This window comes from Marinomonas fungiae, assembly GCF_001418205.1.
Lineage (GTDB): Bacteria > Pseudomonadota > Gammaproteobacteria > Pseudomonadales > Marinomonadaceae > Marinomonas > Marinomonas fungiae.
Map to the genome: position 1 here is coordinate 335239 of NZ_LIQF01000002.1, position 14461 is coordinate 349699.

The 14461-nt window shown below is 48.0% G+C and carries 13 protein-coding genes; 7 read left to right on the plus strand and 6 right to left on the minus strand.

What is annotated here, in order from left to right; genetic code table 11:
• The first annotated feature begins 39 nt into the window (after positions 1-39).
• Positions 40-1425: an MATE family efflux transporter gene (locus tag ASC49_RS04025; protein ID WP_055461933.1), complete on the plus strand. Its 1386-nt coding sequence runs from the start codon at positions 40-42 to the stop codon at positions 1423-1425.
• On the opposite strand, the gene ASC49_RS04030 is transcribed toward ASC49_RS04025, so the two are convergent.
• A complete protein-coding gene (locus ASC49_RS04030; RefSeq protein WP_055461934.1) occupies positions 1426-2184 on the minus strand; it encodes a TlyA family RNA methyltransferase in 759 nt (252 codons plus the stop codon).
• A 109-nt stretch (positions 2185-2293) separates the two neighbouring features.
• On the opposite strand from ASC49_RS04030, the gene ASC49_RS04035 reads away from it, so the two are divergent.
• The 4 genes from ASC49_RS04035 to ASC49_RS04050 all read left to right on the plus strand — a co-directional run bounded on the left by ASC49_RS04035 (position 2294) and on the right by ASC49_RS04050 (position 6669).
• Complete coding sequence (locus ASC49_RS04035; protein ID WP_055461935.1) at positions 2294-3139, plus strand: sulfurtransferase; 846 nt, start codon at positions 2294-2296, stop codon at positions 3137-3139.
• Between the two features lie 67 nt (positions 3140-3206).
• Positions 3207-4376, plus strand: coding sequence for a nucleotide sugar dehydrogenase (locus tag ASC49_RS04040; protein ID WP_055461936.1), 1170 nt, complete (start codon positions 3207-3209; stop codon positions 4374-4376).
• Between the two features lie 188 nt (positions 4377-4564).
• On the plus strand, positions 4565-5581 hold the full coding sequence (locus ASC49_RS04045; protein ID WP_055461937.1) for a glycosyltransferase family 9 protein: 1017 nt from the start codon (positions 4565-4567) through the stop codon (positions 5579-5581).
• Positions 5582-5586: 5 nt separating this feature from the next.
• Positions 5587-6669, plus strand: coding sequence for a glycosyltransferase family 4 protein (locus ASC49_RS04050; protein ID WP_141656788.1), 1083 nt, complete (start codon positions 5587-5589; stop codon positions 6667-6669).
• Positions 6670-6690: 21 nt separating this feature from the next.
• Here ASC49_RS04050 and ASC49_RS04055 read toward each other — a convergent pair whose 3' ends face one another.
• Genes ASC49_RS04055 through ASC49_RS04075 form a run of 5 tightly spaced genes read right to left on the minus strand, consistent with a single transcriptional unit; the run spans position 6691 to position 11203 of the window.
• Entirely contained in the window at positions 6691-7254 is a 564-nt protein-coding gene (locus tag ASC49_RS04055) for an acyltransferase (protein ID WP_055461939.1), read from the minus strand.
• 20 nt (positions 7255-7274) lie between these two features.
• A complete protein-coding gene (locus ASC49_RS04060) occupies positions 7275-8072 on the minus strand; it encodes a glycosyltransferase family 2 protein (protein ID WP_055461940.1) in 798 nt (265 codons plus the stop codon).
• Positions 8073-8081: 9 nt separating this feature from the next.
• Entirely contained in the window at positions 8082-9092 is a 1011-nt protein-coding gene (gene waaF / locus ASC49_RS04065; protein ID WP_072242036.1) for a lipopolysaccharide heptosyltransferase II, read from the minus strand.
• The gene (gene rfaD, locus ASC49_RS04070; RefSeq protein ID WP_055461941.1) at positions 9085-10032 is read right to left on the minus strand and encodes an ADP-glyceromanno-heptose 6-epimerase; all 948 of its coding nucleotides are present in this window, start codon (positions 10030-10032) and stop codon (positions 9085-9087) included. The genes waaF and rfaD overlap by 8 nt, the downstream gene beginning before the upstream one ends.
• 19 nt (positions 10033-10051) lie before the next feature.
• Complete coding sequence (locus ASC49_RS04075) at positions 10052-11203, minus strand: AGE family epimerase/isomerase (RefSeq protein WP_245624628.1); 1152 nt, start codon at positions 11201-11203, stop codon at positions 10052-10054.
• A gap of 64 nt (positions 11204-11267) precedes the next feature.
• On the opposite strand from ASC49_RS04075, the gene hldE reads away from it, so the two are divergent.
• Together hldE and msbA are read left to right on the plus strand one after the other, a co-directional pair.
• Positions 11268-12695 carry a bifunctional D-glycero-beta-D-manno-heptose-7-phosphate kinase/D-glycero-beta-D-manno-heptose 1-phosphate adenylyltransferase HldE gene (hldE, locus tag ASC49_RS04080; RefSeq protein WP_055462121.1) on the plus strand — a complete coding sequence of 476 codons (1428 nt, stop codon included), beginning with the start codon at positions 11268-11270 and terminating at the stop codon, positions 12693-12695.
• Positions 12695-14461, plus strand: coding sequence for a lipid A export permease/ATP-binding protein MsbA (gene msbA / locus ASC49_RS04085; RefSeq protein WP_055461942.1), 1767 nt, complete (start codon positions 12695-12697; stop codon positions 14459-14461). Before hldE ends, msbA begins: the two co-directional genes overlap by 1 nt.

A 14461-nucleotide genomic window follows, 5' to 3' on the forward strand; every position in this document is an offset into this window, starting at 1 on the left:
TATCAGCGTATAGCGCTTCGTTCTTTTTCGAGGATAGGCATGCCGAAACAGGCAACATTGACAAAGGGATCAACCTTTAAACACGTCTCAATCATGTCGTTTACTGGCGCATTAGGATTGATGGCGATGTTCTTGGTGGACTTGGTCGATATGCTGTTCCTGTCGATGCTTGGAGAGCGTGAAATTGTTGCCGCCGTTGGCTTTGCTAGTACGGTAATGTTTTTTACGGTGTCGATCAGTATTGCGGTCTCCATTTCTGCCACCGCCTTAGTTGCACGGGCGATGGGGCAAGGGGATATTGAACTGGCCAAGCGACGAGCCACCAATGTCCTCGGTATTGGTATCGTCTTTTCTAGCCTAGTGGTGTGGTTTTTGTGGCCGCACATTCCGGAAGTGCTTTATTTTCTAGGCGCAAACCTTAGAACCTTGGATTTGGCGACGGGGTATCTTCAGATCCTGCTACTGGGCATGCCTGCGGTCATGATTGGTATGATTGCCTCCGGCATTATGCGAGCCTTAGGTGATGCGCGTCGGGCGATGTATGCAACCCTAGTGTGTAGCTTGGTTAATGCGGTGCTCGATCCAATTCTGATTTTTGTGTTTGGCTTAGGTATTCACGGTGCAGCCATTGCCTCCTTGTTGGCGCGTTTTTCAATGGTAGCGGTTAGCTACTATGGTGTGGTGAAAGTGCACCGTATGTTAGGGCAATTCGATCTTGTTGAGTGTGTCAAAGATTTAAAGCCGATTGCCTTGATTGCTGTGCCTGCGATGTTAACGAATATGTCATCTCCGCTGGCCAATGCCATTGTCATGGAGTATGCCGCTGACTTTGGCGATCACGCGGTGGCGGGGATTGCCATCGTTGGTCGAATTATACCTGTGGTGTTTGGTGGCTTATTTGCTTTGTCTGGGGCTGTGGGGCCGATTTTGGCGCAAAACTATGGTGCGCGTCAGTTTCAGCGTATGCACAATGCCATGTCTAGCGCAGTGATATATGCATTAGTCTATTGTCTTTTCTTGTGTACCGCTCTGTATTTGGCGCAAGATTTTTTGGTGTCAATTTTTAATGCCTCAGAAGAGACAGCCAGTTTGATTCATTTCTTTGCCACGTACGGCTCGTTTAGTTTCTTCTTTCAAAGCTTATTATTTATTGCCATTGCTGTGTTTAATAATCTTGGTCGACCGCTTAGTAGCACCTTGCTCAACTTTGGCCGTGCGACACTTGGCACTTGGCCATTAATTGCCTTGTTTGGCTGGTTGATGGGCGCGGACGGGATTATTGTCGGACAGGCAGTCGGTTCGGTAATCTTTGGCTGTATCGGCTTTGTGATGGCTCGTCGATACTTGCATGAGTTGGAATTAAAAGAAGAGGTAGCCATTGCGGAAGCCTCTCCTTTGCAGCAAGACGTTTGTCCGAATAGTTGATCAGTGGCGCTGAGCGAACAGCACGAATTCTTGGTTGCCATCGCCGCCTTTGATGGCGCTTTTTTCATAGCTAATGACAGCAAAACCTAGCTGCTCTATCAGCTGCTTCATATCGAATTCTAATTGTCTGACCTTTTGTTGATCGCGCACGATGCCACCTTTGCCAATGGCTTCTTTACCTAGCTCAAACTGAGGTTTGACCAAGGTGATTAAATAGCCCTGAGAGCGAATTAAAGAGGGCAGTTGCGGCAAGATTTTGGTTTGCGAAATAAAAGATACGTCCATGACAGCAGCATCAAATCCTGCTTCTGGAAGGTGCTCGCCTAAATCCTCCGCACTTAAATGACGTGCGTTTAAGCCTTCTAGACACACCACCTCATCACGCTCGCGTAAACGTGAGTCGAGCTGATCATGGCCAACTTCTACTCCAACGACCTTACTGGCACCGTGTTGTAACGCACAATCGGTAAAACCGCCGGTGGACTGCCCCACATCCAGTACCGTAAAACCTTGTAGACTTAATCCAGACGAAGTCAATGCGCCGGCCAATTTTAACGCGCCACGCGATACGTAGCGATCGTCTTCATCCAGCTCAAGTTTGATTTCAATGTCGTCTGCCACTTTTAAGCTAGGTTTGGCGACTACAGTCCATTGACCCTTGTCTTGGACGGAGACTTTGCCTTGGCTAATAAAAGTTTGTGCTTGTGAGCGAGATTTACACAGTTGTTTTTCAGTCAGAAGTTGATCGATACGTTTCATAGATTGGGCTTTCTAAAGTCAATGCGCGTGCATCATAGCAAAAGCGAGTGAATCGCAGTAGGCTATTGTCAATTGTTCGTCATTACCTGCTGATTTAGGAGATCCCTTCATGGCTTTGCCAACGTTGATTTCTGCTGCACAACTTCATGAAATACTTGAACAAAACGATCTAGTGATTCTCGACAGTCGTTTTTACCTAACGGATTTGCAAAAAGGTCGTCAGCAATATGAGCTGGGGCATATCCCGGGGGCGCTATTTGTCGATCTGCATCATCAGTTAGCGGGCGACGAAACAGAGCAAACTGGCCGTCATCCATTACCTGAGCCGAGTGAGCTAGCCGACACCTTAATGAATCTGGGGATCGACAGTCAGACACAAGTAGTGGTGTACGATGATATGGGCGGCGCCATGGCTGCTCGAGCTTGGTGGATGCTGGTGCAGCAGGGCATTGAAGTCTTTGTTTTGGACGGTGGCTTTCCTACTTGGCAGCGGGCAGGATATGCCATTGAGGCGGGATGCAACCAAGCAACCGTTGCTGAACAGCGCTTAACCATTAGTTACCCTTGGTTGGTGTCCGAAGACGATGTGGTCGCGAATCTTGAAACTGAGCGCTTCCAGTTGCTGGACGCCCGAGCGGCAGATCGTTTCCAAGGAGAAAATGAAACCATGGATCCTGTCGCTGGCCATATCCCAGGGGCAGTTAATCGCCCGTTTATGCAAAATCTTAATGAGCACGGCTTGATGAAAGCGCCATCATTGTTGCTGGAAGAGTGGACAAGCCTACTGCAAGACATTGAAAAGCCGATTGTTTACTACTGCGGTTCGGGAGTGACAGCGTGCCATAATGTTTTAGCGATGAACTATGCGGGGCTGGAAGCCAAGCATGTGTACGTAGGCTCTTGGAGTCAATGGGCGAAACGTATACTGCGCAAAATAGATGAGGCTAACGCATAGCTCGTCATAGAGTTGTTATCTTTGTGACGCACAATAAAAGAAAAGTTATACAAGGTAAGGACCATTAATGAAAATTGCGGTAGTAGGTACGGGGTACGTGGGTATCTCGAATGCTTTGTTGTTAGCGAAACACAATGAAGTGGTGGCGCTGGATGTGGTGCCCGAAAAAGTGGCCATGCTTAATCAAGGTAAATCTCCTATTCAGGATCATGAGGTTGAACACTATTTGGCTAACGAAACATTGAACTTTCGTGCCACTTTAGATCCGAATGAGGCCTATGAGGGAGCGGAGTTTATCATCATCGCCACCCCTACCGACTATGATCCTGATACCAACTACTTTAATACCCAGCATGTTGAGTCGGTGATTCAAGACGTGATTGCATTTAATCCGCGTGCCACTATGGTGATCAAGTCCACCATTCCGGTGGGTTTTACCAAAGAAGCCTGTGAGCGCTTTGGTACCGAAAACCTTATTTTCTCTCCAGAGTTTTTGCGAGAGGGTAAAGCGCTGTACGATAACCTATATCCGTCGCGTATCATTGTTGGGGAGCAGTCCGAGCGTGCTCAAGCCTTTGCCAACCTTTTGGCTCAAGGGGCTGAGAAACAAGATGTTGATGTGCTTCTGACAGGATCTACCGAGGCTGAAGCGATCAAGTTATTTGCCAACACTTACTTGGCGATGCGTGTGGCTTACTTTAATGAGTTGGATTCTTATGCTTCGACTCACGGTTTGGATACGCGTCAAATTATTGATGGGGTTTGTTTAGATCCGCGTATTGGCAACCACTACAATAATCCTTCGTTTGGTTATGGTGGCTATTGTTTGCCTAAAGACACCAAACAGTTGTTGGCTAACTACGATCAGGTTCCGAATAACTTAATTCGTGCCATCGTCGATGCCAATGGTACGCGTAAGGACTTTATTGCTGACGAGGTTATTCGCCGTCGGCCGAAAGTGGTGGGTATTTATCGTCTGGTGATGAAAGCGGGCTCGGATAATTTCCGTGCTTCGGCTATTCAAGGGGTGATGAAGCGTATCAAGGCCAAAGGCATAGAAGTGATTATCTATGAACCCGTAATGATAGAAGAAAGCTTCTTTAATTCTCGTGTCGAAAAAGATTTAGTTCAATTCAAGCAGCAGGCGGACGTGATCATTGCGAATCGCGTGACCGATGATCTCAGTGATGTGTTAGATAAAGTCTTTACCCGTGACCTATTCGGTGGGGATGCCTGACAGTTTTTAGTTCAAAGCATACGGTTGTAGCGGCTTTCTTTTGGCAACCCCTCTACTTGAGAGGTAATAAGCTTTAAAATATCGCCCTATAACAGTGTGCCCTGCATAATGACATAACCGCATTGTGCGTGATCCTTGATGAATAGGGTGCATTCACACTTATCAATGCTTGTAATGTGATCCTGCAGATGAAAATTTTAGTCGTACGTAATGACAAGATCGGCGATTTTGTCCTTGCTTTGCCCGCTTTTAAAGCAATCAAACAAGCTTTTCCGCAGGCAAAGGTGGTAGCGCTTGTGCCTGCTTACACCTTGGAAATCGCTAACGCTTGTGAATGGATTGATGAAGCGATTGTTGATCCGCAGAAACCAGAGCAGATCAAAAGCTTTGCCAAACTGTTACAGACACAGCAATTCGATGCAGCGATCTGTCTATTTTCTAATAGTTATAATGCCAAGCTGGTGCGTAAAGCGCGTATCCCCGTGCGTGTAGCGCCTGCGACCAAGTGGGTGCAATTGCTTTATACGCACACGCTTAAGCAACGTCGATCCAAATCAGAAAAACCTGAGTTTCAATACAACCTAGAGTTGGCTTATTACCTGATTGAAGTGCTGAAAGGGCAGGTTCAAACTACCTCGCCACATCAGTTGTTGGCTTTTACCAATGAGCAAAAGGCCGCGCAGAAAGAAAAGTTGACTGAAGCCTTGGGTGTGAGCTTTGCTGAACGTACCTGTTTTATTCATCCGGTCACGGGTGGCTCTTCTAACACCCTAAGCCAAGCGCAATGGTGCAAACTGATCGCCTTTTTGGATCAGTTAACTCCAACCCATTTTGTGATTACAGCTGGCCCAGGTGAAAGCGCGGTGTCCAAGGCGTTGGTCGATGCTATGACGGGGCAGGTGGAGCGTATTAGCCTGTACGATAAGAACGATGGGGTAGAAGACTTTATGCGCTCTATCTCTGTTGCGGATCTATTTATTGCCGGCTCCACCGGGCCGCTGCATATTGCTGGTGCACTGGATGTGCCAACGATAGGTTTTTATCCTAAGAAGCGTTCGTCGACGCCTCTGCGTTGGCAGACGCTTAACAGCGCAGGGCGCTGGTTACCGTTTACGCCAAGTGAGCAGCAAGAAGATTTATCACAGTTTGAAGTCGAACCGCACTTAGCTGACATCCAAGCTTGGTGTGAGACATTAGGGAAGTAATCAGCGTGAATATTCTGCACATGTGTTTGTCCTATGGCTTTGGTGGCTTGGAAATGTATCCGCTACGGGTGGGCAAACAAATGAAAAAACAAGGTCATCGTGTGTTTGGGATCGCTTTTCAAGGCTCATCCATTGACGAGGTCATGGGGCAAGAGTTTGATGATAGTTTAGCGATTGACAGCCGTGGTTATGGCTATCGCCATGTGTTGGCCTTGGCGAAATGGATCAAGCAGCATCAAATCCAGTACGTCCATTGTCATAAGTCGTCGGACTTAGCCTTAGCGGTGTTATTAAAAAAACTGTGTGGTTTTAAGTTGATTTACACCGATCATATGGGCGTGAAAAAGCCGAAGAAAGATGTCTTTCACCGCTTTATCTACCGCAATGTCGATCAGGTATTATCGATCAGTCATTTCACCTTGGCGCATAATAAACATGCCTTGCCTGTGGCGGAAAATGCGATTCAAGCACTTTGGTTAGGCACTGACATTCCTGAGCAATTGAGCGAAAAACTGGATCTCAAGACAGAGCTTAATTTACCGCCAGAAACAGCCATTATAGGTATTGTTGGTCGCTTATCACCGGGCAAAGGGCATTACGAATTGCTGCAAGCGATGCGACAGCTAGATGAGCGTTTTCATTTGGTGATTGTCGGTGGCTTAAACGCCAAACAAGGGGGCGATGCCCCTTATATTGCTAAGCTGCAGGCCTATGTTGCAGATAATAACTTGGCCCAAAAAGTGACCTTCTATGGCTTCTCCTCGACCCCGGAAAAGCAACTGTCAGGTATGGATGTGGTGGCGATTCCTTCCCATTTGGAAGCCTTTGGTTTGACGGTGATTGAAGCCATGGCTCAGGGTAAGGCTATTATTGGTGCCAACACCGGGGCAATTCCTGAGATTCTTGATAACACTGGTGTGTTGGTGGATCCGATGAATATCGAGGCGCTCGCGACGGCGATGCAGGACTTGTGCTTGGATCAAACTAAGCGTGACGCTTTAGCACAAGCAGCGCGCCAGCGAGCCCAGCAAGAATTTGACCAAAAGGTGCATGTGCAGAAACTACTGGGAGTTTATCAGGCACTCTAGGCTTGATAAGAGATGAGCGGATTAAAAGGTCAGCTCATCGCGCCAAGTAACCTCGCTTGCCACCACTTTGGCAGGCGAGCCTACCGCAATTTGCTGCTCAGCGATGCTCTTGGTAAGGGTGGAGTTGATGCCCACCACTGAACCGTCGCCAATCCTCACACCTTTTAAGATGGTGACGTTATCTGCTAGCCAGACATGATTACCAATATGAATCGATTGGGCGGGATTGATTCGCTGTTGTCCTCGCAAAATATCATGACCATCGCTGGTCATGATTTTCACATTACGCGAAAACATGCAGTCTGCGCCGATGGTGAGCTGCGTGCCTTTTTCTCGTGAAGATAGATAGCAGTCTTCGCCAATGATGGTGCCTCGTTCAATCTTGATTTGGCAGCCTTCACCATTAAGTTCAATCAACACACCGCGTAGGTTACAGCCTTGGGCAATTTCTAGACGGTTGTTTGTGCCTTTGATCGAGATACGGCAGCCTTTGATCTTACTCTGAGGGTGAATATCAACAAGGTTGTTAGGCTGCACTCGGAAGGTGTTGAACAGCTTTAATTTAAGCTTTTTAACCAATGACATAAACCATCCTCTGGTAAGTTTTATTTGCTGTCGTCTGGACGCTTAGATTGTTGTCGAACCCAAAGATCAGCGTATTTTACGAAGGTGGAGTGGGCCGAGAGTACGGCTAGTAAGAAGCCTTGCTTGCCATCTAAAAAGCCGCGTTTGACCAGGTACATTTTCACAAAGCAGGCAAAGGCATGTAGACTGGCCGAACTCAATGAGGTGGTCTTACCGCGCTTTTGTTTCTGATCCGCTGAAAGCTTGGCGTAGGAGGCGGATTTTACCAAATAATGGTGTAGATCATCGTAGGTATAGTGGGTCATATCCCCTGACAACGGCTGAGTACTGACGCCATCTTTCAATAACACTTTCTCGTGTACTAGGTCGTCGGAGTAGCCACCTTCGTTGACACGGTAAAGGCGAGTAACGCGATCTGGATACCAGCCCGAATGAGTAATAAAGCGACCAAATACCCAGCTCTTACGGTTAACGCTGTACGCGGTATTGGCTGTCTGCTGCTCTAGGGCTTCTAAGATGCTGGTTTTCAATTCAGGTGTGACCACCTCGTCGGCATCAATCCAAAAGACATAATCCGTCTTCACGTAAGCTTGTGCCGCTTGGCGTTGCTTACCAAAGCCTTCCCATTGGTTTTTGCGGTAAAAGTGAGTTGTGTACTGACGGGCAATCTCTTCGGTGCGATCCGTGCTGCCAGAGTCTAATAGCACAATCTCATCAACCCAGTCCGCGAGGCTGTCTAGGCAGGTTTTGAGGTTCTTCTCTTCATTTTTAACAATCAACGCCGCGGTCACCGTGGCGCGTTTAGTAGAGTGATTCATCACGGCGTCCTAGTGCTCCAATTGGATCGATTGAATGATTTGCTCAGGTTTAAGCTTGTTTAAACAGTCCGTGTGTTCCAGCGGACAAGTACGCTTAAAGCAAGGCGAACACTCTAAGTGCAGGTTGTGAATGACTTTGTTGTCGGTCAGTGGTGGTGTAAAGGCTTCACTGGTGGAGCCGTAAATGCCGTGTACCTTGGTGCCGACTGCCGCCGCCACGTGCATTAACCCAGAATCATTGCTGACGGCCAGTTCCGCCGCTGCCAGAAGATCAATAGCATCGACTAATTGGGTTTTACCGCACAGGTTGTGAGCATGCTGGCCTAAGTTTTTGATGATGACATTGCCATCGTCGATGTCTTTCGGACCACCTAAAATCCACACTTGGTAGCCTTGTGCAATCAAACGCTCGGCTAACTCATGAAAGTGTGCCAGCGGCCATTGTTTGGCTGGGCCGTATTCTGCGCCCGCCATCATGGCAACCGCTGGCCTTGCGCTGTCGAAACCATGGCTTTGATACAACGCGGCTTGATTTGCTTGATCCACTGTCAGGGCAGGGTTGGGCAAATGCAAAGGTGGATAAGCAGCCGACTTATTCACACCTAACGAGACAAAGCGTTTTACCGTTTGATTGAGCACCGTCTTATCTAGCTTGCGACGCTCTGTCAGCAAGAGATAGCGCTGCTCACCATGAAAGCCAATGCGTTTGGGGACTTTTGCAAAAAACGGCACCAAGGCCGATTTCCAAGAGCGCGGCAGAACGATGGCTTCATCGTACTGCTCGCTACGCAAGGATTGGCCCAGTTTGCGGCGCGTGGCAATGCCCCATTCGCCATGGCCAGTTTTAAGCGTGAGTGCACGACGCACTTCCGGCATGCGCTCAAGGATGGGACTCGACCAAGCGGGTCCAATCACATCAATGATGGCGTCAGGGTCTTGCTGTTTAAGCGCTTTAAACAGACTTTGCGCCATCACCATGTCGCCCACCCAAGAGGGGCCAACAATCAGATACTTAGCCACGGTTATCTAGCCATGCCATGTAATCTTTTACACCTTGTGCTAGTCCACGGAACGAACCTTGATAGCCCGCTTCGCGCAGTTTGCTAATGTCTGCTTGAGTGAAGCTTTGGTAAGCGCCTTTTAGATGCTCAGGGAATGGAATGAATTCGATCTCACCTTTGCCATAATGCTCGATCACAGTTTCGGCGATGGTCTTGAATGGCTCCGCATTGCCCGTACCTAGGTTGAAAATACCTGATTTCTCGGGGTTATCTAGGAACCATAGTTTGGTGTTCACCAAGTCTTGTACGTAGATGAAGTCACGGCTTTGACCGCCTGGTTCGTAACCGTCGTAAGCACCAAACAGTTTCGGATTTTCGCCAGCCAGTACTTGGTTGCGTAGGTGGAATGCCACACTGGCCATGCTGCCTTTATGGTTTTCACGAGGGCCGTAGACGTTAAAGTAACGGAAACCAACGATCTGCGAAGAGGCTGTGGGTAGAATCTCGCGTACGTATTGATCAAATTGGAACTTCGAGAACGCGTACATGTTTAGCGGGTTTTCGTTTTCACGAGACTCTTGGAAAACGGGACCTGGGCCATAAACTGAAGCAGAAGAGGCATAGGAAAACGCAACTTTATGGTCTAGACACCATTTCAACACGGCTTTGGAATACTGGTAGTTGACGTCCATAACGTACTTACCATTCCATTCTGTTGTCGCAGAGCAAGCACCTTCGTGGAAAACAGCTGTGGCTTGAATGTCCAGAGAATCCGACTTGATACGATCTAGGAAGTCGTACATGTCCATGTAATCGGCAATGTCTAGGTCAGAAAGGTTTAGACACTTTTTGCCGTCCGTTAAATCGTCCACAAGCAGAATGTTGCGAATACCGCGCTCGTTCAATGCTTTAATGATGTTGCTGCCGATAAAGCCGGCGCCGCCAGTTACGATATACATAGTCTAAGTCCTGTAATCTCTATGAATCTCGCCATTTTAGCACTTCTGCTAAACCGAGAAAGATGTGATATCCCGTGGTACCCGGCAATGGGAAGCCCTTGCTTTGATTGTTGGCATCGAGATATTCGATCCAACGACCACGGTCAATAAAGTAATGTGTTTCTAGAAACTCAAGCGCTGTGTTGAGGCGCTCTTGGCGCTCACTTTCGCTGATATCGGCGACACAGCAGGCTTTTAAATATTCAGTAATCGGCCAGATGCGCTTGTCGCCATCTACTATGCTAAATGTGTTGCCATCGATGCTGTTCACAATGCCACCATTCGCTGCCAAGCCATGTTTGGTTGCCGTGTGCCAAAGTTGCTGTGCCAACACTAGGTCTTGCTTGCGCCCCGTAATGGCATAGGTTTGATGTAGCAACCAGACCCACTCAAAATGGTGTCCAGGCTCAACCAAGTGGCCAGTTTCTGAATCTAGAGATAAATCTGTTTGGAAAAACTCACGCAGCGTTTGGGTGTTCGGCTCGACAAAATACTGCTCGGCTAACTCACAAATTTCGCTGATGCGTTCGGCGTATTTGCTATCTTGTGTGGCGTGGTACGCTGCGACAAATCCTTCTAACAAATGCATGTGCGGATTTTGGCGACGGACGGTGTCTTCGTTAAGCGGGTAAGCTTCGTAAAAACCACCGCTTGGATGGCGCATTTGTTGGTCTAAAAATTGATCCGTCAGTTCAATGAACTCAAGCGCGCGGCTATCTTGCGTCAGCTGGTAATAATGGCTAAAAGACAGCAGTATAAACGCTAACGCGTAAGCATCACTTTGCGTATCGAGAATGGCCATGTCATCGTTGCGCGAGAAGATCCAGCGACCTTCAATAAAATAAAGTTCAAGAATAGCGTTGAACAAAGCCTGGATTTGCGCATCATAACCTGACATATAACCAAGCTTAGTGGCATGGCTGAGTGTGTAAAGTTGACGACATTGGGTGAGTAGGCGTACACGACCCACTGGGTTATGTTGCCAATCAAGGGTTAAGCTTTCGCGGCTGTAGCCTTCGATAGTGAAACCGTGGCTGACCCAGTTTGGAATCAGACCTTGGAAGATGTGGTTTGCACAGGATTCGATGCGTTTGTGCAAGGTTTTAGGCATTTCCATGTTGATCAATTTCACATGAGTCCAAATTGAAAGTTCGTTATGATAAAATGTTTGCCCTCAAAAATCGATGAAAAGCGCCATGATATCCTCACATTTAAACTTTAAGAACAAACACATCCTTGTTGTCGGTGACGTAATGCTGGATCGCTACTGGCACGGTGGCACCTCTCGTATTTCACCGGAAGCGCCCGTTCAGGTGGTAAAAGTTTCCAATGTTGAAGACCGCCCAGGTGGCGCTGCCAACGTTGCTTTAGGTCTTGCCAAACTCGGCGTACGCGTGTCCTTGGTCGGCGTAGTGGGCAATGATGAAAACGCTGTGGCGCTGGAAAACTCTCTTACTAAGCATGGCGTTGAATGTCATTTTGTCACCGCGGACAAACTGCCAACCATTACCAAGCTGCGTGTTATTAGTCGTCATCAGCAGCTGATTCGTTTGGACTTTGAGGAGCGTGAAGACTCCTTGAGCCAAAACCAAGCGGTGGCAGACAAGGTGGCGCAATTGCTGCCACACGCCAATGCCGTGATCTTTTCAGACTACGCTAAAGGCTGTCTGTCTGATGTGCAAAGCTTGATTAAGATGGTCAACGGCGCGAACGTACCGAGCTTTGTTGATCCCAAAGGGGACGATTTCTCTATTTACCAAGGGGCAACCTTGGTGAAACCTAACTTGGTGGAATTTGAGGCCATCGTAGGCAAGTGTGCAAGCTTGAAAGAGATTGAAGCTAAAGGTCTGGAGCTGCGTCAGCGGTTTGGCTGGAAAGCGCTGTTAGTGACCCGTGGTGAAGATGGCCTAGTGTTATTAGAAGACGGTAAACCCTCATTCTCATTGGCCACAGCAGCCAAAGAAGTGTTTGATGTAACGGGAGCTGGTGATACGGTCGTGGCGGTGTTAACGGCTGTTTTCACGACCAGCAAACGTTTTTCTGACGCAGTAGACTACGCTAACCAAGCTGCTGGCTATGTGGTGGGTAAATTAGGGACTGCGTCCATTGATGCAGATACCCTTGAAGCAATTATGTTTGCCCGCTCTCATTCGAGTAACTTTGGGGTGCTATCACCAGAGGAGCTACAAGAGCAGATCAAACTGGCTCAGCTGAATGGTGAGAAAATAGTTTTCACAAATGGCTGTTTCGACATTCTGCATCCAGGCCATGTGACCTATATTAAACAAGCGAAGGCCTTAGGTGATCGTCTAGTGGTGGCCGTGAATACCGATGCCTCGGTCAAGCGCCTAAAAGGTGAAAGCCGTCCGATTAATGATTTAACCCATCGTATGGCGGTGCTTGAAGGGATTGGTGCCATCGACTGGGTTACGTGGTTCGACGAAGACACGCCGTTAGAAATCATTCAGCAACTTACACCGGATGTATTAGTCAAAGGTGGTGATTACACCATCGAATCCATTGTTGGTGCAGACCACGTGCTGGATCATGGCGGCGAAGTGAAAGTGTTGACCTTCGTGGACGGTTATTCCACGACCAAAATTATTGAAAAGGCGAATAGCTAATGACAACCCCTGATCAGCAAGCTCCAGACGGAAAATCGGGAGTTAAGATTTACTTACGCCTGCTGGGGTATATTAAAGCCCAATGGGCGGTATTTCTTGTCAGTGTGTTGGGATACATGCTTTATGGTGCGATGGAACCGGCGTTAGCCGCGCAACTTAAATATATTGTTGATGTGGTCTCGACTGGCGCCATTGAAGAAAATCGTTTGCTGATTCCGGCAACTATCCTAGGCATCTTTTTGCTACGTGGGATCGGAACATTTTTTGGTAGCTACTTTATGGCTAAGATCGCCAACAAAGTGGTCTACGATCTTCGTACCACCATGTTCGATAAGTTAGTGCTGTTGCCCACCAGCTACTACAGTGAAATGCCTTCAGGACGCCTGCTATCCAAACTGACTTACGATACTGAGCAGGTAATTGGTGCCGTGACCTCGGCGGTAAAAACCTTGCTTCGCGAAGGTTTGACGGTGATCGGCCTACTGGGCTACATGCTGTACACCAACTGGAAACTGTCTCTTCTATTCCTGCTTATCATTCCTCTTATTGGTTACGTGGTTTCTTACGCCTCCAAGCGTTTTCGCAAGCTGAGCCAACGTATTCAAAATGCCATGGGCGGCGTGTCCGATGTGGCGTCTGAATCCATCAAAGGCCATGAAGTGGTGAAAATCTTTGGTGGCTTTGAATACGAGCGTGATCGCTTTCGCCAAGCAGCGGGGGATAATAAGCGCAGCCAATTGAAGATGGAGCTTACCAAGGCGCTGAATATTCCTGTGGTGCAGTTTTTAGTCGCTATTTCGTTGGCAATGTTGATCTGGTTAGCGCTTGATCCGACCTTGAGTCAACATATGTCCGCCGGTGATTTTGTTGCCTTTATTGGTGCGGCTGGCATGTTGAGTAAGCCTGCTCGTCAGTTGACGGATGTGAACAGTATCTTGCAGAAAGGTATTGCGGCAGCACAAAGTATCTTTGAATTCTTAGATATGGCAGAAGAAGCGGACACAGGTAAAAAAGAGCTAAAAAATGCCAAGGGTGAAATTGAGTGGCGTAACTTGAGCTTCCAATACCCTAGTAGTGAGCGCTTAACTCTAGATAACATCAACTTGGTGTTGCCAGCAGGGAAAACCTTGGCATTAGTAGGGCGCTCCGGCGGTGGTAAATCCACATTAGCGAATTTAGTTCCGCGTTTATATGACGTTACAGATGGCGACTTGATGATTGACGGCTCAGATAGCCGTGAGTACGGCCTGAAAAGCTTGCGCAGTCAGATTGCCCTCGTCAACCAAAATGTGGTGCTGTTTAATGGTTCGATCCGTGAAAACATTGCCTACGGTTATCTTCGGGGTGCACCAGAAGAAGATGTGATTGCCGCCGCAAAAGCAGCCAACGCTTGGGAGTTTATCGAAGGTCTTGAGCATGGTTTGGATACCATGGTTGGCGAAAACGGCGTGCTTCTTTCCGGCGGTCAGCGTCAGCGTATTGCCATCGCTCGAGCGATTTTGAAAAATGCGCCGATTCTTATTTTAGACGAAGCGACCTCTGCGTTGGATAGCGAATCTGAGCGTGCGATTCAGCAAGCGTTAGATAGCTTGATGAAAAACCGCACTACCATTGCCATTGCACACCGACTTTCAACCATTGAAAACGCAGATATTATCGCGGTTGTCGATCACGGTATTATTGTTGAAGTAGGCTCACATAAAGAGCTATTGGCGCAAAACGGTGCGTACGCGCAATTGCATCAGAAACAATTCAACGAAGAGTAA